General features: G+C 38.0%; 17 protein-coding genes. 8 read left to right on the top strand and 9 right to left on the bottom strand.

The genetic code is table 11. The annotated features are described in order from the left end of the window. Positions 1-286 precede the first annotated feature (286 nt). From H5160_RS04750 to H5160_RS04775, 6 genes are all read right to left on the bottom strand, one after another. The gene (locus tag H5160_RS04750) at positions 287-607 is read right to left on the bottom strand and encodes a hypothetical protein (RefSeq protein ID WP_076924937.1); all 321 of its coding nucleotides are present in this window, start codon (positions 605-607) and stop codon (positions 287-289) included. 9 nt (positions 608-616) lie between these two features. Next, positions 617-1,360 (bottom strand): nuclear transport factor 2 family protein, encoded by a 744-nt coding sequence (locus tag H5160_RS04755; RefSeq protein WP_182711936.1) that lies wholly within the window; start codon positions 1,358-1,360, stop codon positions 617-619. Positions 1,361-1,610: 250 nt separating this feature from the next. Continuing rightward, positions 1,611-2,354 (bottom strand): ferredoxin--NADP reductase, encoded by a 744-nt coding sequence (locus tag H5160_RS04760; protein WP_182736924.1) that lies wholly within the window; start codon positions 2,352-2,354, stop codon positions 1,611-1,613. A 639-nt stretch (positions 2,355-2,993) separates the two neighbouring features. Beyond that, the gene (locus H5160_RS04765) at positions 2,994-4,592 is read right to left on the bottom strand and encodes an ABC-F family ATPase (protein ID WP_076914907.1); all 1,599 of its coding nucleotides are present in this window, start codon (positions 4,590-4,592) and stop codon (positions 2,994-2,996) included. Between the two features lie 291 nt (positions 4,593-4,883). Then, the gene (locus H5160_RS04770; protein ID WP_182736926.1) at positions 4,884-5,624 is read right to left on the bottom strand and encodes an ABC transporter substrate-binding protein; all 741 of its coding nucleotides are present in this window, start codon (positions 5,622-5,624) and stop codon (positions 4,884-4,886) included. Between the two features lie 10 nt (positions 5,625-5,634). After that, positions 5,635-6,372, bottom strand: a complete 738-nt coding sequence (locus H5160_RS04775; protein ID WP_182736928.1) for an ABC transporter substrate-binding protein — start codon at positions 6,370-6,372, stop codon at positions 5,635-5,637. Between the two features lie 333 nt (positions 6,373-6,705). Here H5160_RS04775 and H5160_RS04780 point away from each other — a divergent pair, with 333 nt between their 5' ends. From H5160_RS04780 to H5160_RS04800, 5 genes are all read left to right on the top strand, one after another. Continuing rightward, positions 6,706-7,302 carry a bifunctional 2-polyprenyl-6-hydroxyphenol methylase/3-demethylubiquinol 3-O-methyltransferase UbiG gene (locus tag H5160_RS04780; RefSeq protein ID WP_182736930.1) on the top strand — a complete coding sequence of 199 codons (597 nt, stop codon included), beginning with the start codon at positions 6,706-6,708 and terminating at the stop codon, positions 7,300-7,302. Further along, on the top strand, positions 7,299-8,894 hold the full coding sequence (locus tag H5160_RS04785) for a S24 family peptidase (protein WP_182736997.1): 1,596 nt from the start codon (positions 7,299-7,301) through the stop codon (positions 8,892-8,894). The genes H5160_RS04780 and H5160_RS04785 overlap by 4 nt, the downstream gene beginning before the upstream one ends. 455 nt (positions 8,895-9,349) lie before the next feature. Continuing rightward, complete coding sequence (locus H5160_RS04790; protein ID WP_182736932.1) at positions 9,350-9,931, top strand: hypothetical protein; 582 nt, start codon at positions 9,350-9,352, stop codon at positions 9,929-9,931. 1 nt (position 9,932) lies between these two features. Further along, positions 9,933-10,430 (top strand): ImmA/IrrE family metallo-endopeptidase, encoded by a 498-nt coding sequence (locus H5160_RS04795; protein ID WP_008136847.1) that lies wholly within the window; start codon positions 9,933-9,935, stop codon positions 10,428-10,430. Position 10,431: 1 nt separating this feature from the next. Then, on the top strand, positions 10,432-11,544 hold the full coding sequence (locus tag H5160_RS04800) for a beta family protein (RefSeq protein ID WP_008136848.1): 1,113 nt from the start codon (positions 10,432-10,434) through the stop codon (positions 11,542-11,544). Between the two features lie 7 nt (positions 11,545-11,551). Here H5160_RS04800 and H5160_RS04805 read toward each other — a convergent pair whose 3' ends face one another. The 3 genes from H5160_RS04805 to H5160_RS04815 all read right to left on the bottom strand — a co-directional run bounded on the left by H5160_RS04805 (position 11,552) and on the right by H5160_RS04815 (position 16,328). Continuing rightward, the gene (locus tag H5160_RS04805) at positions 11,552-12,298 is read right to left on the bottom strand and encodes a sce7726 family protein (RefSeq protein ID WP_182736934.1); all 747 of its coding nucleotides are present in this window, start codon (positions 12,296-12,298) and stop codon (positions 11,552-11,554) included. A gap of 92 nt (positions 12,299-12,390) precedes the next feature. Further along, entirely contained in the window at positions 12,391-13,152 is a 762-nt protein-coding gene (locus H5160_RS04810) for a hypothetical protein (RefSeq protein ID WP_182736936.1), read from the bottom strand. 23 nt (positions 13,153-13,175) lie between these two features. Then, on the bottom strand, positions 13,176-16,328 hold the full coding sequence (locus tag H5160_RS04815) for a DUF3427 domain-containing protein (protein WP_182736938.1): 3,153 nt from the start codon (positions 16,326-16,328) through the stop codon (positions 13,176-13,178). A 508-nt stretch (positions 16,329-16,836) separates the two neighbouring features. Here H5160_RS04815 and H5160_RS04820 point away from each other — a divergent pair. The 3 genes from H5160_RS04820 (at position 16,837) to H5160_RS04830 (ending at position 19,617) form a co-directional block, all read left to right on the top strand. Next, a complete protein-coding gene (locus H5160_RS04820; protein ID WP_182736940.1) occupies positions 16,837-17,712 on the top strand; it encodes a nuclease-related domain-containing protein in 876 nt (291 codons plus the stop codon). Between the two features lie 283 nt (positions 17,713-17,995). Continuing rightward, positions 17,996-18,481 carry a hypothetical protein gene (locus H5160_RS04825; RefSeq protein ID WP_182736942.1) on the top strand — a complete coding sequence of 162 codons (486 nt, stop codon included), beginning with the start codon at positions 17,996-17,998 and terminating at the stop codon, positions 18,479-18,481. A gap of 2 nt (positions 18,482-18,483) precedes the next feature. After that, positions 18,484-19,617: a DUF1570 domain-containing protein gene (locus tag H5160_RS04830; protein ID WP_182736943.1), complete on the top strand. Its 1,134-nt coding sequence runs from the start codon at positions 18,484-18,486 to the stop codon at positions 19,615-19,617. Positions 19,618-19,693: the final 76 nt, after the last annotated feature.

Consider the following 19,693-nt stretch of genomic DNA (forward strand, 5'->3'; position numbering starts at 1 on the left):
GTAGTGATAAAACATAACAATACTGTTTTTGTTTTTGGCTCTCATTTACTCCTCTTTTACTTCTCATTGTGCAAATAAAAGCTTTTAAAGAGCTAATTATTCACAAAGAGGTTAAGAGGCACTGCGCTTTTAGAGTAGTGATACATATTGGCTGATCTGGTTTTTCTCAGTTATTACTGATTACCTTATCTTTGTGAAAGAAATTACTTATATTTTTAATAATAATTAAAATAAATAAAAATGTACGTTTGAGGGGAGGCAATACCTAAGCAACAGCAATTAAACGCTATCGCTTAAAGTATAAATCAATCGCTTTTGTGAGGAGCTCGTCGAGTTGTTCTTCAAATTCTTCAATATTAATATCAAAGTGCTTTAAGTAAGCCCGAGCCTGAGCAAGTGATAAATTACGGCTGTTAACGCTGTATTGTCGCTCGTCTATGGTTTTATCGTAACGTGGTAAAAATACAAATTGGCCATAAAAGGGGGATTTAATATGCTTGTTTGCAAAACGACAAAAATCTTCAACATGCTCAGCACCCTTAGGTCCAAGGCAACCGGGCTCAATGCGATACATTAAGCGGATTTTTTTGTCGTCATTTATTTGCATTAATAGCCTTTATCTAAAAAACAGTACGCGTACTATTTTCCCATCTTTAATTTGGTAGCTCGAAATAAGTTCTGAGCGTTTATCAACTACGTTTTCGTCAGTTGAACAAGTTTCTGAAAGTTCGTGATCAATCACAATATCACCGTGCACTATGCGCTTAATTGGTGATGAGTGAATACACTTTAACTTTTTAAACATTAGCCCATAACGTTCTATTAGTTTTTCTTTACCTTTAAATAATAGCTCATTAGGGAAAATATAAAACTCAACATCTTCGGCATATACACGAAGAAACTCTTCAATGTTACGTGCGTTATATGCTTTAACTAGCTGCTCTACCACAGCAAGTGATTCGCGCGATTGTTTAGCTTTAGTTTGCTGCTTAACTGTAAGTGCTTCTTTTGCTTGCGTTACTGCTTTTTCAGCTTCGGCTACAGCCACTGCTTTTTCTATTTTATTTTTAGGCTTTTCAGCAGGTTTAATTTGCTCGTTACCTAATACTTTTGAATCGTCTGGTTTAGTCGCATCAATTGTTGGCTTTTTAAGCTCTGGCGCTTTGTATTCAAGCGTATTTACTTTGTCGTCAGTGTTGGTTTGAGTTACTGATTGCTCAATTTCAACTTTTGGCTTTTCAACGCTTGTTTGAGCTTCAACTTGCGGCTCTTTTTGCTCAGGCTCGCTTTGCTCTGCGGCATAAGTAATTAGCGCAACGGTAGTGACTAATGAGGCTAAAATAATAGATAACGGTTTCATAACTTTCCTAAAATGAACACTAAATACGTGTAATACCAATTACATTAAATAGGCGATCTATTATAGCGTTAAAAAATAGCGCAATAACAACGCGAAAATTGTGACATATAGTTGTTCTATATGAATAACCTTTAACGCAGTTAGTGAGTTATTTAATGCAATAGAATGATCATATTTTTGATAAAATTAGTATAAGGGTGCAACATAGCAAATTTTAACGTTATCGGGTAGTTAATACCACTACTGAAGCCTACCAGTACTGCTCTACCGTGATATTGCCGGGGTTTTTACGGCGGTTACGCGTAAAGTTTTTATCGAGAAGTAGCGCGGTTGTGTCTTTTACCATTTGTGGATTTCCGCAAATCATAAATTGTGCGTTACTGGGCTTTGGGTCTAACTTTACATATTCAAACAAGCGGTTGCTCTCAATTGCGTTAGTAATTCGCCCACTTAAGCCTTGTAATGGCTCCTCTCTACTTACAACCGGAATATAGTTAAGTTGTGCTGGGTACACTCTTGATAGCTCGTTAATAAGTGCCTGATAGCTTAAGTCGTTATTAAAACGTACGCCATGCACTAAATTTATATTTTTGTATTTTTTCCATACATCGGGCTGTTGTAATATCGATAAAAAAGGCCCTATGGCAGTGCCAGTCCCTAACATCCAAAGCTGATCACTTTGTGGTATTTCATCAAGGGTAAAAAAGCCGGTTGCGTGTTGTTCTATTAATACTGTGTCGCCAGGTTGTAAGGTAGCTAAACGAGGAGAGAGCAAACCGTCAATTACGTTAATAAGATAAAACTCGAGATCGGGGTTTTCAGGGGCATTCACATATGAATAAGCCCGAGCAATACGTTTGTCGCCATCCATTATTGAAAGCTTTGTAAATTGGCCAGCTTTAAACGGCTCTACGTTTGCATTAACGGTTAAGCTAAAGAGTGTTTCGCTCCACCACGTGACATTTTTTACTGTTGCTTCAACCCAATTAGACATAGTTACCTCTTGGTTTAGCTATTAAAGTTTTAAATAATTCACTCCATCAACATTAGCATTAAGTGACAAAGACTTACAGGAGAATATGACTAGATTTAAAGCAGTGATGTGTGCAGAATTTACCAATAAAATAATGTGAATAATCAGCTCTGCGATAAGAGTCATTAATTGCATAAGGGAAAGCGAAGCTGCAGTAACTAAGAAAAATTAAGTCAAAAAACAGTGTTTTTTATTTTATCACTTACTTTAAAAGCGCTGCGTCTTATATCACCATTAGTGAACTATTTACTTGAAAAACTATTGCACTAGGAGAAGCCAAAGAGGAGCAAATGAGAAGAGCTAAGCCAGAAAACGAGTATTTTATCACCTACTTTAAAAGCGCTGCGTCTTATATCACCTTTAGTGAACTATTTACTTGAAAAACTATTGCACTAGGAGAAGCCAAAGAGGAGTAAATGAGGAGAGCCAAGCCAGAAACGAGTATTTTATCACTGACTCTAAAAGCGTAGCGCCTCTTAACCTCTTAGTGAATTATTTATTTAAGCCTTTATTAATTAATTTTATAGTTAAACTCAAATTCCAAACATAAAAAAACGGCGCTAAATTTAGCACCGTTTTTATAAGCAATAAAAAAAGAGTTTACGCTTTTTTCTCTTCACAACTTGCTAGGTATTCGTCAAACGTACCTTGGAAGTCGATTACTTTTTTATCTTTAATATCAATGATACGTGTAGCTAATGACGAAACAAACTCACGGTCATGGCTTACAAAAATAAGCGTACCTTGGAAATCTTTTAACGCATTATTAAGCGCTTCAATGGCTTCCATATCCATGTGGTTAGTTGGTTCGTCCATAACAAGCACGTTAACGTCTTGCATCATTAACTTACCAAATAACAGGCGGTTTTTTTCACCACCAGAACAGTTACGCGCTTTTTTGTTTGAATCGTCTGCTGTAAACAACAAACGGCCTAACATGCCACGAACCATTAAATCGTTGTGCTTAGCTGTACGCCATTGCGACATCCAATCAAACAACGTCAAATCGTTATCAAAATCTTTAGTGCTGTCTTGCGGGCAATAACCAAAGCTCGCATTTTCAGACCATTTAATTTCGCCTTCATTACTTTTAAGCTCGTCTACTAAACAGCGTAAAAATGTAGTTTTACCCACACCATTTTCGCCAATTACAGCAAGCTTAGCGCCAGCTTCAAGTAAAAAGTCGCCGCCGCTAAATAACGTTTCGCCATCAAAACCATGGCCAAGCTTATTAACTTCAAGCGCCTGACGATACATTTTTTTACCTTCGTCAAACGAAAGCGATGGGCTCATACGGCTTGAAGATTTAACTTCATCAAGCTTAATTTTATCCATTTTTTTAGCGCGCGAACTTGCTTGCTTAGCTTTTGAAGCGTTAGCACCAAAACGGTTAACAAAGTCTTGTAGCTCGTCAATTTCAGCGCTCTTTTTAGCATTTTCAGCTAAAAGTTGCTCGCGTTGTAAGCCCGCAGCTTCTAAAAATTTCTCATAGTTACCAGGGTAAATACGCAGCTCACCGTAATCAATATCGGCCATGTGCGTACATACCGAGTTTAAAAAGTGACGGTCATGCGAAATAATAATCATCGTACATTTACGTTTGTTAAGCTCGTTAGCAAGCCACGTAATTGTATGAATATCCAAGTTATTGGTAGGCTCATCAAGTAGCAAAATGTCAGGGTTTGCAAATAACGCCTGTGCTAAAAGCACACGTAGTTTCCAACCTGGGGCAACGTTTGCCATTAAACCGTAATGAAATTCTTTATCGATACCCGCTTCAAGCAAAATCTCTTCAGCGCGGCTTTCTGCCGTGTAACCGTCCATTTCAGCAAATACACTTTCAAGATCGGCAACTTTCATACCGTCTTCTTCGCTCATTTCTGGTAACGAGTAAATACGTTCGCGTTCTTGCTTTACTTTCCAAAGCTCCACGTCGCCCATAATTACCGCGTCTACAACGCTGTATTGCTCAAAAGCAAACTGGTCTTGGCTTAGGTTACCTACTTTTAACCCTGGAGTAATAGATACATTACCCGCACTTGGAACAAGCGCACCGCTTAAAATTTTCATGAAAGTCGACTTGCCGCAGCCGTTAGCGCCAATTAAACCGTAACGGTTACCGTTACCAAATTTAGCTGAAATGTTTTCAAACAACGGCTCTGCGCCAAACTGCATCGTAATATTTGCGGTGGAGATCAAAAAAGGTAATCCTAGATTAGTACTGACAGGAGTACGCTGCAGCAAAACGCCACAAACAAGAACCAGACAATAGGGTAAATTAGCTGGCGAATTATACAGATCAGCCACAACGAATGAAAGATAAAAGGTAGCTAATTTATAACCAAGCGAAAATAACGGCAATTCTCGGTTTTAGGTCACTATTTTTAACGTATGTAGTGTTGAATGTACTTACAGCCACAATGTAAATAATTACTAATGCCAAGCAATATTAAAGAGGGGGCGCCAAATAGCTAAGTTATTAGCTATGTTTTAATGCATAGGTTGGTAAATTGACTTTATCGCCGCCTCGTTTTTGGTAATTAACTGATTAACAGTCGTCACGTCATCAAGTGTTAGCGACTCCTTGCTTAGCATAAAATGCACATTGTTAACGTTAATCGGTGTAATAGTTTTTACCTGCGAAATTGAGGAGTGTTTTTTCACAAAGTACTGCGCAACCACGGAGTCTTCAATAACATAGTCGATTCGTTTTTTATCTAACATGCTAAATCGATTATTTGCTTGAGCAGTAAGCACGACCTGTTTTGAATATTTGGTTTTGAGTTGTTCAAGCTCATCACCAAAAAAGCTTCCTCGGTTAATACCTGCTGTAAAATCTTGACTAAAAAGATCAGCTAAGCTGGTTACATCAGGCGAGTCTTTATGTTTATAAAGATGCATAACTTCTTCGCGGTAAGGCAAACTAAAGTGCGCATGTTGAGCGCGTTGCTCTGTATAACTTGCCGCGTAGGTTATATCTACTCGACCATTTTTAAGCTCAGCTTGAACACGCGAAAAACTCGGAAAATAAGTCCATTTAATACAAAATTTTGAATCTTTAAAAATAGCCCTAACAGCATCCACTTCTGTGCCTAAAAATGTATCACCTTGTTTTACAAGATAAGGCGGCCAATTAGTTTCGTTAGTGCCCATTACCAATGTTTTAGTGCACGCAAGGGCGTTAAACTGAGTAAATAGCAGCGTTGTAAACGCTAAAAATAAAGTTTTCATTACGCTCCTACTATTCAAACAGCGCTTTTAGTGCTGTTTTGTTTTTATTTATGTGCTCATTAATTGTTGCAAGCTCAGTAACCGACACCGTTTGTTTGCTAAACATTAAATAAATATCGTCTTTATTTACATGCTCAATATTGGTTACTAATTTGATATTTGAGCCTTTTTTGCCAAAATAAGCACCCACTAACTCGTCTTCAATAGCAAAATCAATACGTTGTTTATTAAGCATTTCAAAGCGTTTACTGGTTGCACTGGTGTATTCAATCTGCTTTTTATATTTAGTTTTATATTGCTCAAACTCCTCGCCGTAGTAGCTTCCAAAGTTAGCGCCAACAATAAAGCCTTGTTTAAAAATGTCTTCGAGGTTTTTAACGCTATGCTGATTATTTTTGTTTTCGTATAAGCGCATAACCTCAGTTCGGTAGTTATCACTAAAGTGCACATATTTAGCGCGTTCATCTGTATAACTTGCAGCCCACTCCAAATCAATACGGCCGTATTTAAGCTCAATAAAAGCCCGCTTAGAATTTGGCAGTAACTTAACTTCAAAACAAAAAGGGGAGTCAGCAAATATAATGTTAAGCGCATCAACCTCCAAGCCTTGCAGCTTACCGTTAATGCCCATTACATAAGGCGGCCAAAAAGCATCGTGCGATGCCACGCTAAAGGTTCTCTCACAAGCAAATACATTAAATGGAGCCGTAAACAGCAAACATAAAAATACAGTAATTAATTTATTCATTACGCCTCATAGTTATTATTTTGCTCATTATTACAACAGTATAAACTAGCTTTTGTATTTTAGCGGCACGGGTTTGTGTGAATATGTAAAAACCATCCGTAATTATGAGAATGCCTGGTATGCAGGTGTTTATAGAAAGGTGGTTGTATTTTATATTTTATACAGCGTGTGTCACTCAGCATCAGTGCTTAATAACAACGGCGTATTAATTTAAAAATTTCTACTTATTAAGCCTATATTTAATGCGCTTGTTCCTGTAGATTAAACAAATAATGAATGTAGTATTAACAGTGTCTTAGCTGTTAAACGATTAGCCAAGGAGCGGTGAGTCTCGTGTCAAACACCACACTTACTTATTACAACCAAAATGCCAAAGCTTTTAGCGACTCAACACTTAACGTTGATATGTCGTCGCTTTATGCTGAGTTTTTACCTCACGTTGCACAACACGGTAGTATTTTAGATGCCGGTTGTGGCAGTGCGCGCGATGCCGCATTTTTTAAAGCGCAGGGTTTTACCGTGAGTGCATTTGATGCAAGCCCAGAGCTGGCAGAGTTGGCAAGCAGTTACTTACAGCAACCTGTGGCGGTTAAAACATTCCAAGGGCTTAAATGTATAAATAAATACGATGGTATTTGGTGCTGCGCTAGTTTATTGCACGTTCCAAAGGCTGAGTTACCGCAGGTGTTTTTAAACCTACAAAATGCGCTTAAACCCAATGGTGTTTTGTATGTATCGTTTAAATATGGCGATACAGAGCGTGTGCACAATGGTCGTGAATTTACCGATTTAAACGAAACTGCTTTAACGCATTTACTTAGCCATACGCAGTTAAAAGCTATTAAACAATGGCAAAGCGTTGACAGGCGGCCAGAGCGCGAAAGCGAAGTATGGCTAAATGCGCTTATAAAAGTAGTGCACGTTTTATGATTGGAGCAATGCAGCAACAGCTCGACTTTATTGCATATATTCAGCGAATGTTAGTTGAAGGTGAATTCACAGCTACTTATAAATATGCATTGTTACATGCAATTGCTGATGTGTGTGTAGAGCATAAAAATAGTAATCCCGAAGCTCCAATGGAAATTGAAATCGACACTTTGGTTGATAAGTTTATTCAACTGTATTGGAATCATTCAGTGCCATATGCATTGGGCACAACAGATATAATAACCAATGCCGAAGAAATGTTACTTAAGCAAAATAGCTTAGGCCAAGCAAAGTTCATTACCGAGATATTTAAGCTGCAAAATGCAGGTATTAAAAGTTATAACGCATTCAAAAATCATCAGCATTACAGCAAAGTAATAAGCTCATTACGGCGTACATTTATTGATGGGCCTCTTTGGCGCTTGCAGTTACTTTCGGGAAAAGAAGAGTGCTTTTTATATCCTCATACACTTTTAGGTAAAGGTAGAGAGCCAAAGCGAATTGTTTTAAATGTAGGTATTGCTCAGTGCTTTAGGCGTTTTTACGATTTGGTTGTGCATCTTAGTGTTACTGAATGGGTAGAAAAAGTACAAACAATAAAAGCGAATCAAACGTTATTGGGATCGCAAAGCCAGCTACAAGAATTTTTGTTTGGTACTAATAGAACTGCTTTAAAAGTAGTTGCGCCGCTGCTTATTGATATTCAAAAAGGGCTTTGCTTTTATTGCCAAAAGCCAATGAATCTAAAAAACGAAAAAGAAACTAAAAAAACACCAGAGATCGATCATTTTATTCCTTTTAAGCGCTACCCCAACGACTTAGCACATAACTTTGTTGCTGCGCATGCTGATTGTAATAACAATAAGCGAGACCACCTTGCAGCATTCTCTCACCGCGACCGATGGCTAGAACAAAACCTCGATACGCATAAAGCCGAAATCGCCAATAAACTCCAACCTTACTTTTATTGTGATTCAGATAAGTCACTGGCAGTCAGTAATTGGGCATATCAAGTAGCTGAATCAAGCAGTGCTAAATTATGGCTTGGCAAAAACAGTTTTGAAGAAGCAAAACCGAAAGCTGAGGTTCTTAAATTTTCAAAAGTTGTAAATAAATCAGAGCAAACAAACTTGGCGACTGAGCCGAAGGCTGATTTTAAAACTATCATTAACGCATTGAAATTGCGTTACTTCCCCAATATTAAAATAGCTTGCGGACACTTTAAAACAGGCGATAGCAGCGATGTTGAATATTTAGAAGCGCCATATGGCGCGGGTAAGCTTGATCCAAACGTACATTTTTTAGCTCGTGCATCGGGTAACTCTATGAACGGCGGTAAAAACCCAATTTACGATGGCGACTTACTATTACTTGAGCTAATAACATCCGATAAAGCAGGATCGCTACGCGGCCAAATAGTCGCGATAGAACGAGATGATATAGGCGGGGAAGGGCAGTATTTACTGCGTAAAGTTAATAAATTACCCAATGGGCAATATGAGCTAATTGCTCAAAACCTAGATTATGAGGTAATGATTGCAGATGAAAGCATGCGAACGTTCGCACGTTTTAAACAAGTGGTTGCAGAGTAGTTGTAGTCGCGATTTTACATCGCGCTTTAACTTGTAGGCGCAGAGCTTGCTCGCGCGAAAAGCGAAGCTTTTAAACTTCGGTGTAATTAATGTATAGGTGCGATTTTATATCGCGCTCATAAATTGGCGTATGAATTTAGGGATTTTAAATCCTCTATTCGAGGTTATATCGCGTTGGCGATGGCAACCAAAGGGCTGCTGCCGCCGACCGCCCTTTGGAATCCCACGGCGCACCCGAGGATCACACTGTGTCTTCAACTTACGTTAATGATGTGAACATAATCAGCGTAGATAGGCCATCCATGGCCAAGCTACGCTTTGTACAGCATCCATGCTGTAAATTACTCATCATTAACTAAGTTTCAGGTGTGATCACGGGGAATTGGAGTGTTTTGGTAGATTGGTACTCATAGCAAAATATAGATATTTTAGATTCGAAGACATTAAGGTGAAAAATGAAAATATTTAAAACTAGATATGTAATTGGTTTTCTATTATTTTCTTCAGTGTGTTGTGCACAGCAGGATACTGAAGTTAAAATCAATAAAAACGAAATTGATATAAAGACAAAGTATGAACAACTTGAAAAGCATTACAAGAGCTTAGAAACTCAACTTAAAAATTTACATCAATCTATTAATGCAATTCAAGCCAATAATACTGAAATTGCAAATCACACTAGCGGCCTAGCAATCGATTTAGTCAATAATAGGAAAAACATATCTCAAAATAAGCAGGATATTCAGCTGAATGTTTCACAAAATAGTTGGGGTAGTTTTTTACTTGCTTGTGTAGCCGTTATAGTCACTGTTTTGGGTGTCGGTATAGCATTACTGGCATTTTGGGGTTATAGAAATATAAAGACTGCATCTGTAGATGCTTCGGTAAAAGATTCAATCATGCAATCAGAGGCGGCTTTAACTTTGGCGATTGAAAATGGTGATTTTAATAATGTTATAAATTCTGCTGTTGAGAGAGCTGTATATAGAGGTATTTTGTCAACAGAAGACTTTCCTGATTACTCTGAGGATACCTAATATGAAAGTTTGTCAAGAATGGTACAGGTTAACCGATGAACAAGTTAATATTATTCTTAGTTTTCAACGTGATTTCCCGGTTAAAGTAGGTGCAATTGCTAAGGCTTTTAATATAGTCGTTAAAAGATCAACTTTAAAACCAGGGATTTCGGGGCAAATAAAAGAAGAAGATGGTGCAGTGTTAATTAAGATCAACCGACATGATTCTTTAGGTCGTCAACGCTTTACTTTAGCTCATGAAATTGCACATTTTTTACTTCATCGAGATAAATTGAAGGATGGAATAGAGGATACTATTTTGTTTAGGTCTGCTTTATCGGATAAATTAGAAGTTGAGGCGAATAGACTCGCAGCTGATATTGTGATGCCATTTTCTTTAATTGAAAGCATTGAATTTCCATCTAATACAAGATTGGAAGTTAAAACAGAATATTTGGCTAATCTTGCTGAACTATCAATACCTGCAATGGAAATACGACTAGGTAAAAAAGGGTTTTAATATGTTTACAAATTTCAAATATAAGTATTCCCCAATTTTATCTATCAGTCCATCAGAGCTTAACGCGTTGAAAGAGCTTCCAAACAAAGATAAAGATTTAATTCTGCCGATATTCCCACTAAAGTCTTGGGCGACAACTAAAGAGTTGAGTAAGACCATTGAAAAAATAGAGTCGACGATTGGAAAAAATAACTACTGGATCGCTGATATTGATTATTCAGATTTAGCCAAGAGAGATAAGGCTAAATACAGGCAGGTACATTTTGAACTTGAAGAGCTTATTGATTCAAGCAATGGTTATAGAAATTGGTGTGACTTCATAAAAGAGCATGAAAACTGCATACCTTCTGTTCAACTGAAAGATTTAAGTGGGTTTGCTTATCAATTAAATACATTAGCTTCTCTGCAAAGAGGGGTGGTCGTTATAATTAAGCCTTTCGATATAGAATCAAAAGTAACTCAAAATATTTTACCGGAGCTTGTAAATATTCAAGACTTATTTATTGTCTTGGACTTAGAACAGATCACAAAAGCGCAAGTTGATGCAAAAGAAGATATAGCTAATTATTTAAGAGTTATACAACAAGCTTTACCAAATGCATTATTAAGCGTCTCATCAACGTCTTTTCCTGATGGTTTTGGTGGTTATTATCGAAGCGTAAATACTATTTACGAACGAGCATTATACAATAAGCTAAAAATAGACTTTCCAGACTTAATATATTCTGATCGTGGAAGTACAAGAGCTACGAAAATGAGTGGTGGCGCGGGAGTCCCACCACCTAGGATCGATTATTCGTGTAAAGATGAGTGGAATTTTATTCGTATGGAGTTTAGCGATAATAATGCAAGCTTGCCTAGTGAACTCAAAAAAGAAGAAAAGAAAGAACTTTACACTTTAATTGCACAAAAGATAATGCTTGAGCCATATTGGGAGAGTGATTTAGGGCTGTGGGCTAATTACATAATAGAACTAACAAGTAAAGGAGATGACTACGGCATTAATAACGCAATGAAAGCAACGGCTGTTCGAATCAATAAACACCTACATACACAACTCCATTATGATGAAGTTGTGTATGTAGATGATACAGATGACGATTGGGTTGATTAATTAAGTGTTAAGTCAAAGAGTTCATTGACTTAATGTCATCTTTAAGAAGCTGTATATGAGAGTCGAAATCAAGCCAAAAGCTTTTAGCTCTATTAGCTTCTTCTTTTTGTACAGCTCTATCCCTGTGGTAACGACTCAAATAGCGAATGTGATTATTAGAGATACAATCATTACCAACCATTGTTAAAAAGTTACTGGATATTAGCGAGAATTTACGGTCAATCGTAGATAATACCCCTTTTCTTAAAGTGCTGTTAGGGATTGGCAATAGTGCATTTTCAAGAGAGCTACGGGAGTTGTTTGAGTCGATCTTAACTTGGGAAGCTAATTTTTTCATATCGACTACATCCATGAAATCTAAAAGCTTTGAGTTCTCAATTTTTTTATTTAACTTTCCCCTTTTGATTACTTTTATTATTGGTTTTTTTACTTCCCATAGCCCTATATTATCCGGCACTAGAATTTTCAATTTTTTAATAAATTTGGTGTCAGCAACGACAATTACCTTATCAAAATATTTTTGATAAGTACTCAATTGACCATTAAGCCTTGTTAGAGAGTCTGCTTCACTTTTAATTTCAAAAGCGATTAGTTTACCCTCATGCAAAATTGCAAGATCTACTCGTCGAGCAAAGTTTCCTATTGTTAATTCATTCATCAACAATGTTTTTGAATTAATTGCTTTTTTAGCTTTTAAACGGTTCAATATTAGTGCTTTAATATCACTCTCAAGTAACCTTTCAGAACGACTCATCTATAAACTCATACTTACAATCACATCTTAGATTTTAGCATAGATTTGATCTTTGTTGAGCTATAAATATTGCTTGTAATGAGTGATGAGGTTTATATTTCTAAGACTTCTTTTTCTAATTCAATGATAGCTAAACGACAACTCTCAAATAGTTCGTCTAATTGTGTAAAGTCAAACCCGTGTTCTGAAGCAGTTTCCTTCTTTAACTTTTGCCATTTTTTTAACTGACTTCGCCCACAATATCTAGCTATTTCATAAATAGCATCATCTATATGCTGATTACTTTCTTTTGCTACACGGCTCAACATTATTTTTGCTATACGCTCAAATAAAGCTTTTTCAATATCAGTTGGTAACCCCGTATTTGGTATGGCAAGGTTCGTTATTTGAGTCTTTGAAGTTTCAAATAGTTTTAAAAAATTGTCTCTCCCTCGGATTTTAAAAGCTAGGATTGGATTATCTTCGGCTAAGTCAGTTAATTTATCATTGAGTGCAGGTATTACGCTGTCAGTAAGGCTTTCTTCTATAGATGCTAGTTGCTCTGAAAGTTGCTTTTCTATAGATCGAAGATCAAAATTATCTATAGAGATACTTGATTCTTCAGGGGTAAATGAACTAAGTTTTTTGGCTGCATAATCGCAGTACTCTTTAGCAACTTCATCAATAGGTAAAGTTTTTAACTTAATAGCATGACGAACTTCTAGTAATAGGAATAATACTTTTTTTGCATTTCTTTTATCATCTCTTCGAGAGCGGTAAAAGAAAGCGAATGCACCTGTAGATGTAATTATTAAGGCTGTTGCAGCTGTAATTAGAGCTGCAATAATTTTGGTGTTTTGAAAAAAATCACTCATTTACAATCCTTTAATATAAATTATCAACCAACCGCTAACTTCCCAGCCTCATGCCACATTTCACTTGGCATGGGGCTTGTTAACTTCCACGTTATATTCATCGGTTGACTGCCGTTGTGGCTTTGGTATTTAACCTCGCCGTAGTTTACAAACCCCATGGTTCTGCCGTTTTCGTCTTTACCTTGTTCGCGCACAAATAACAGGATGGTTTTGTCTGTTTGCTGGTGCTGAATATAACTAAGGCCGCGGCCGTGTTCTGGGCGGGCGCTGTTTTGCGTTTGCCAGTGGAACAGGGAGGGGCTGATTGCGTAGTCGTGATACAGCGTTGTGGGGGAGTAGGTTTTTTCACACTTATTAAGTGTTACAAATAACAGCTCTAGGTTTTGATTTTTAAATTCTAAAACACCTTCGCGGGCGGTCGATTTTTTATCAAACGAGTGCGCGCCAAAAGCTGCTAGTATTTGCTGGCGAGTGTAGCGGCTGTGTAATTTTATTGCGTGGTTTGGTAGGCACGCTAAATCGCTTTCTTGCTGGTGAATCCTGTTTATTAATAGCGTAATTACTTGGGCAAGTTCTTGTTGTAGCTCTTTGTGTTTGAGGGCTTGTAAGCTTTGTTCGAGCGTTTTAAAACCCAAGTTTTTACCAGTGCTATCCCAAAAGTTGTAATGCGCCATAAGCGCGTACTGTTGGTTTTGTGGTGTTGGCATAAAGCTAAAGTCGTTATTACATAAATCACGTAAAAAGCATAAGTAACTGATTGAATCGCAGCCGAGTAATTGGGTGTTTATAGCGCGGTAATACGCGGCGTAAATATCGGCTTGATTTGCGGGTATTTCATCGCCTTTAAGCCAGTGCCAGCCGCCGAGTTTTTTATCTTTTGGTTTGTATATATCTTCAAGCGTAACTTGCGGGTTTATACGTAAAAAGTTACTTAGCGTTAGCGCGTCATTAGTGTGTTGCGAATAGCTATTTATAAGTTGCTGTAAACGGCGTTTAGAGTTTATAGCTTGCTGAATATTTTTTAAAATTGTTTGTTGCGTGCGTTTTTGTAGCTCTATACGACAACCCAGCGGTAAATGCGGGAAGTTGTTTTCAATCTCGGTTTTTATTGGCTTATTACTTTTACCAATAAGCGCGCGGAACTTGCTAGCAAAGTCGTATTCAGGGCGAGCGTTGCCTACAAAGTCGAGCACGGTACAGCATTGCTTTTGGCTGTTATCGGGTAGGCGTAAACCTCGGCCGAGTTGCTGTAAAAACAGCGTTAGGCTTTCGGTTGGGCGTAAAAATAACAGGGTATCGACCTCTGGTATATCGACACCTTCGTTAAAAATATCAACCACGCAAAGTATTTGTATTTCGCCTTGGCGCAGTGCTTGCTGTTTAGCCGCACGCTCATTGGTATTTTTGCTGGTCAGTACATCAGCACTTATGCCTGCTAAGTTAAACTTTTTAGCCATAAATTCTGCGTGTTTTTGGCCTACACAAAACGCGAGTGCTTTTATTGTGTGAACATTGGTTACGATATCAGCAAGGCTCGATATAATTTTGTTAGCGCGGCTGTTCTCCCCTGTATAAAGGTTACTTAGCTCGCTTATATCGTAACGGCCACCTCGCCATTTTATTTGGCTTAGGTCGGTGTCGTCATCCAATCCAAAGTATTGAAATGGGCATAAATGGCGTTGATTTATAGCCTCTGGCAAGCGAATTTCGGCAGCTATTACGCCGCAAAAGTCATCGAGTATATTTGCGCCATCTTGTCGTTCTGGTGTAGCGGTTAAGCCAAGTAATATTGCGGGCGTAAAGTGGTTTAATATAGCGCGGTAACTTGCAGCGCTTACGTGATGTACTTCGTCTATCACTATGTAGTCGTAGTAATCATTGATTAAGTTGAGTGATTCAATTTGGCTGTTAAGCGTTTGGATTGATGCAAATAATTGATTGTAGCGCTGTGGTTTGTAATTACCTACCCACAGCTCACCAAAGTCGTTATTTTTAAGGACTCCACGGTAAGCGCTTTGCGCTTGTTTTAGTATTTCTTCACGGTGGGCTACAAACAAAAAGTGTGCGTTTGGGTTTTTATCGTAAACGGTTTTAAAGTCGAACGCTGATATTATGGTTTTACCCGTGCCGGTTGCAGCAACTACTAAGTTTTTAAAACGATTATGTACGCTGCGCTCAGCACTTAGCTTTTCTAAAATAGCGAGCTGATGCGTTTTTGGTGCTATATCAAAATAAAACTGGCTGCTTGATTGCCCAACACCGCGCTGCTCGTTAAGTGAATTGATGAGCTTTTCTTTACACTCAACAGCGCCTGTAAATAGCTCGAAGTCTTGTGATTCCCAGTAGGTTTCAAACGTGCTTTTGGTTTTAGCTATTATGTGCGGGATTTCTTGTGCGGTAATTTTTAAGTTCCACTCAAGGCCGCTGGTAAGCGCCGAATGCGATAAGTTAGACGATCCAATGTAGCCTGTGTGAAAACCCGTATTGCGCATAAACAAGTATGACTTTGCGTGTAAGCGCTCTTGCTGATTGTTATAACTTAGCTTTACTTCGGTATTTGGTAGGTTTGCTAAAAACTCAACGGCTTTAGCATCGGTCGCGCCCATATATGAGGTGGTAATAACTTTGAGTTTATTGCCGCTTTTAGTAAACGCTTCAAGCTCATTTTTAAAAATGCGCAGCCCCGTCCATTTTATAAATGAGACAAGCCAGTAAATAGTGTCGGACGATTTAATCTCGCGCTTTAGCTCGGTTTCGAGCGATATACCTGCATTAGCACCGCTAAATAACTCGCTTTGCGTGAGGCCTGTGAGTGGGAATATATCGCTTGAGTAATCTTTAAGATTGGCCGCAATCGGGTTTTGGGTATTAAACAGTGCGGTAAGTATTCGGCCTTGGCTGTCGATAAGGTTTTCGTTAATTAGCTCGTCATCACGAATATGATCTTTAAGCCAAAGTACAAGGCTATTAGCTAGGCTAATTTGTTCTTGTAGGCGCTCGTTCGAGTTAGGAATGGCATCGATTGCATGCGTTACAAGTTTACTTAAAAAGCGTGAAAGCCATGTTGCGGCTTCGGCCGTTTCAAGCTGGCGTTCGCCCACATAAAATTGATCACGATTTAAGTTTTGCTTAATTACTTGCGTAATTAACTGCTCGTAAATACCAATTTGCTGCATTAAAACCACTCCCTGTTTGCGAGTGGTTAGTTTACTAAAATGCGGTACAGCTACAAGTATTAATCGACTAAGTTACTAGTAATTAAGTACAAACGTGTGAGTTAAGTATTAGCCGATAGAACAATTAAAGGATGGTGCTAAGAAACCATCCCCTTCAACTTCGCCTTAGAACACATAATTAATGAGTAATTACCTCACATGGATGTGAGAAAAGCGATGCTTGCACATGGATGTGCTTTCATCGCGTTTACGTTCATATTAATTTTATGTTTAAGGATAAGTGAAATTGAGGGGCGCCGTGTGATTCCAAAGAGAGACCGGCGCTTGTCTTTCTTTGGTTGCCATCGCCAATGCGATATTTGTAAATTATTTTAAAAGCTACGCTTTTCGCGCGAGCAAGCTGAGCGCCTACAGGTGTTTGGGTGAGCTTTGTAGCGTGAGTTTGAATAATGCGACATGTACCTGTTTTTAATGTATAAAGTAAACATTGTGATTATAGGAACTCATCATGGATGATTTATTAAACCAAGGTTTAAGCCTTTTATTTGTTATTGGTAGTGTTTATTCACTATTAGGTGTTTTGTTTATCAAAATATGGCTTCATCAGAAGAATGCAAAACTACCTGTAGATCGTAAAAAGCTTAAACGTGTTGCAGCGCAGACACTTAATGAACAAGTTAATGATAAAGTTTTAGATGTAATAGGCTTAGTCTTTTTGTCTGCTTTGATAGTCACCATGCCTTTTGCTTTGAAAGGAATTGCTGAAATGTTTGCCAGCGGCAAGCTCAATTACTTTTTAATTATCGTGATTGCATTGGGGCTAACGTATGTGGCACGAAAGCTTTGGGTTAAATCTAACGACTTAATAAAGCTAAAACTAGGACGTGATGCAGAATTGGCAGTTGCTTCAGAACTTATAGAATTACAGTCACACGGTTACCAGGTATTTCATGATATACAAGCAGATGGTTTTAATATTGACCATTTAGTTGTTGGGCCAAATGGGATATTTGCTATTGAAACCAAAGGCAGACATAAACGAATAAAAGACGATACAAATTACAAAGTTAAATTTGAAAATAATCATTTAGCATTTCCTTCTTGGTTTGAAAGCAAGCCATTAGAGCAAGCTCAAAATCAAGCTAATTGGGTGAATAAATGGCTGCAAGAGGCAACGGGTTTTAATACTCCGGTTTTACCTGTTTTATGCTTTCCTGGTTGGTTTGTGGAACTAAAGCAGAGACCAATCTTTCCAATCATTTCTCATAAACAAATAGTTAAAACGATCCTTTCAATGCGACAAGTTAGCTTAAATCAAGAGCAGCAGCGTGCTATTTGCTATCAAGTGGTGCAGCGAGCCTTAAACGATAGTAAGGCAATTTAAAAGCTTCGCTTTTCGCGCGAGCAAGCTGAGCGCCTACAGGTGTTTAGCTTGGCCTAATTTAAAAGCCAAAGCGCGATGTAAAATCGCACCTACGCTTTTGTTGAGTGTGGTGGTTTAATTATTGTAGGTGAGGTTTTATACCTCGCGGGTGCTTTTTAAAAACCAAGACACAAGGTGAACTCCCACCCATAGCTTTAATTTTGCTTTTTGGATTAGTAATGTTGATGTGTTTTTTCACATTTATAGGTACACTATTTTAAAGTTTTAATTCAGGGAATGAATAATGATTAAATGGATTTTACTGGTATTTATTAGCGTATTTACAACTTTTCCTCAAGCTGGTGAGGCTTACACACAAGCCCAATGCGATAGCATTAAAAAGCAGCGCGAAACTATTCGCTCTCAATTTAGAAGTGGCTACAGTAATAAAGAAGGTGAGCGTTTAACTGCGCGCGATAAAGCGCTATTTACCTTACTTGCTAACCACTGCAGTAAGCCTAAAAAGAGTGGTAGCGCTTATCAGGCTACTTCTTCTACCACAACTCGTTCGCCTAATAGCAATTGGTTACTCAATCAAAAAGTATCAAACATGTCTTTGCACAGCGATAGCTATAAAGATGCTGCTAAGCTTGATGCTTGGTCAAAATTTTATAAATTGCCTAAACGTTGCCGTAAAAAAGGGATGAAGTCGGTCGATTTTGTATGGTGTAGCGAGTATCGGGGTAAGCAAAAAGAGTTGTTTGAAGCACAGTGGCAAGGGCGCCCATAAATATGTTCAAAACAAAATTACGTGTGGTGTTTGTATTTTTTGTGCTGCTAATTGCATCGGCGCTCATTGCTAATCATTTTACTGAGCGGGTATTTAATTATCATGATCCTATAGGCGAGGTTAAACGAATTTATAATAGTTTATCGTCGCAGGTAACTACTGAACCGTTAGCAACTAAACAGCTCAAAAATGTAAGCACGGCTACTTTACAAAGTGTATCAGTACCTGCCGATAATCACTTATCGCAAGCTAACAATACGCGCTGCGTGGATGTGTCGTTGGGTAAGGTTAAATATAAACGCAATGGCGATATATTTACGTGGACAGACAGTGACGGCGTTCCGCATTTTAGTGATAAAAAACCGGATTTTGCGGTAGCAACTTACGATACAGGTTTTATTGAACCGTTAGATTACTTTGACCTCTCTTTAAATACGCCTAATTTACCTTCGTCATTTAACCAAGAGTTACGCATAAAACTCAATACTGTATTTAAAGTATATGGACAGATTATTGGCGTGCATGCACTTAAAAAGGTAAAGCTGAATTTAACGGTATTGCCTACACGCCGCGCTTATGAGGCCGCAATTAGGCAACGCAGTGCTGACCCGACAAACACTGCGGGTATGTATTTTCACGCGAGTAATTCTGCTTTTATTCATTATGATGATGCACACAGTGCAATGCGAACTGCCGTACATGAGGCAGTGCACGCCATTAATAAAACTGTGTTAGGTTACACACCAAGATGGTTAAATGAAGGGTTTGCGGAGTACTTTGAACTTACAAAAAATAATATGCAAACAGCTATTGTTGAGCCGAATAGTTCATGGACGAAAAATAACAATATTACTAAAAGTGTATTTTTAATTGATTCGTTAGTGGGTTTAGATGACTCGTGGAAAGGAGGTGATACCAGTAAGCTGTACGCAAGCAGTTGGGCTGCAATTTACTTTTTAATGGATACTCAAGCAGGGCGATCGTTACTTAAGAATATAATGCTTGCTGAGCAAGAATCCCTCTGTAATAAGCTATCTGAAAAGCAATTAAAAACGATGATGTATAAGCAATTTCCTAATCTTAATCGTGAATATTCTCAGAGGTTAAAAAAGCCTTTAAAAGCGCATATATTTTAAATAAGGTAAAAATTTAAAAGCTACGCTTTTCGCGCGAGCAAGCTGAGCGCCTACAGGTGTTTAGCTTGGCTATTAA

The sequence above is a fragment of the Pseudoalteromonas sp. SG43-4 genome (genome assembly GCF_014164325.1).
Taxonomy (GTDB): Bacteria; Pseudomonadota; Gammaproteobacteria; order Enterobacterales; family Alteromonadaceae; genus Pseudoalteromonas; species Pseudoalteromonas distincta.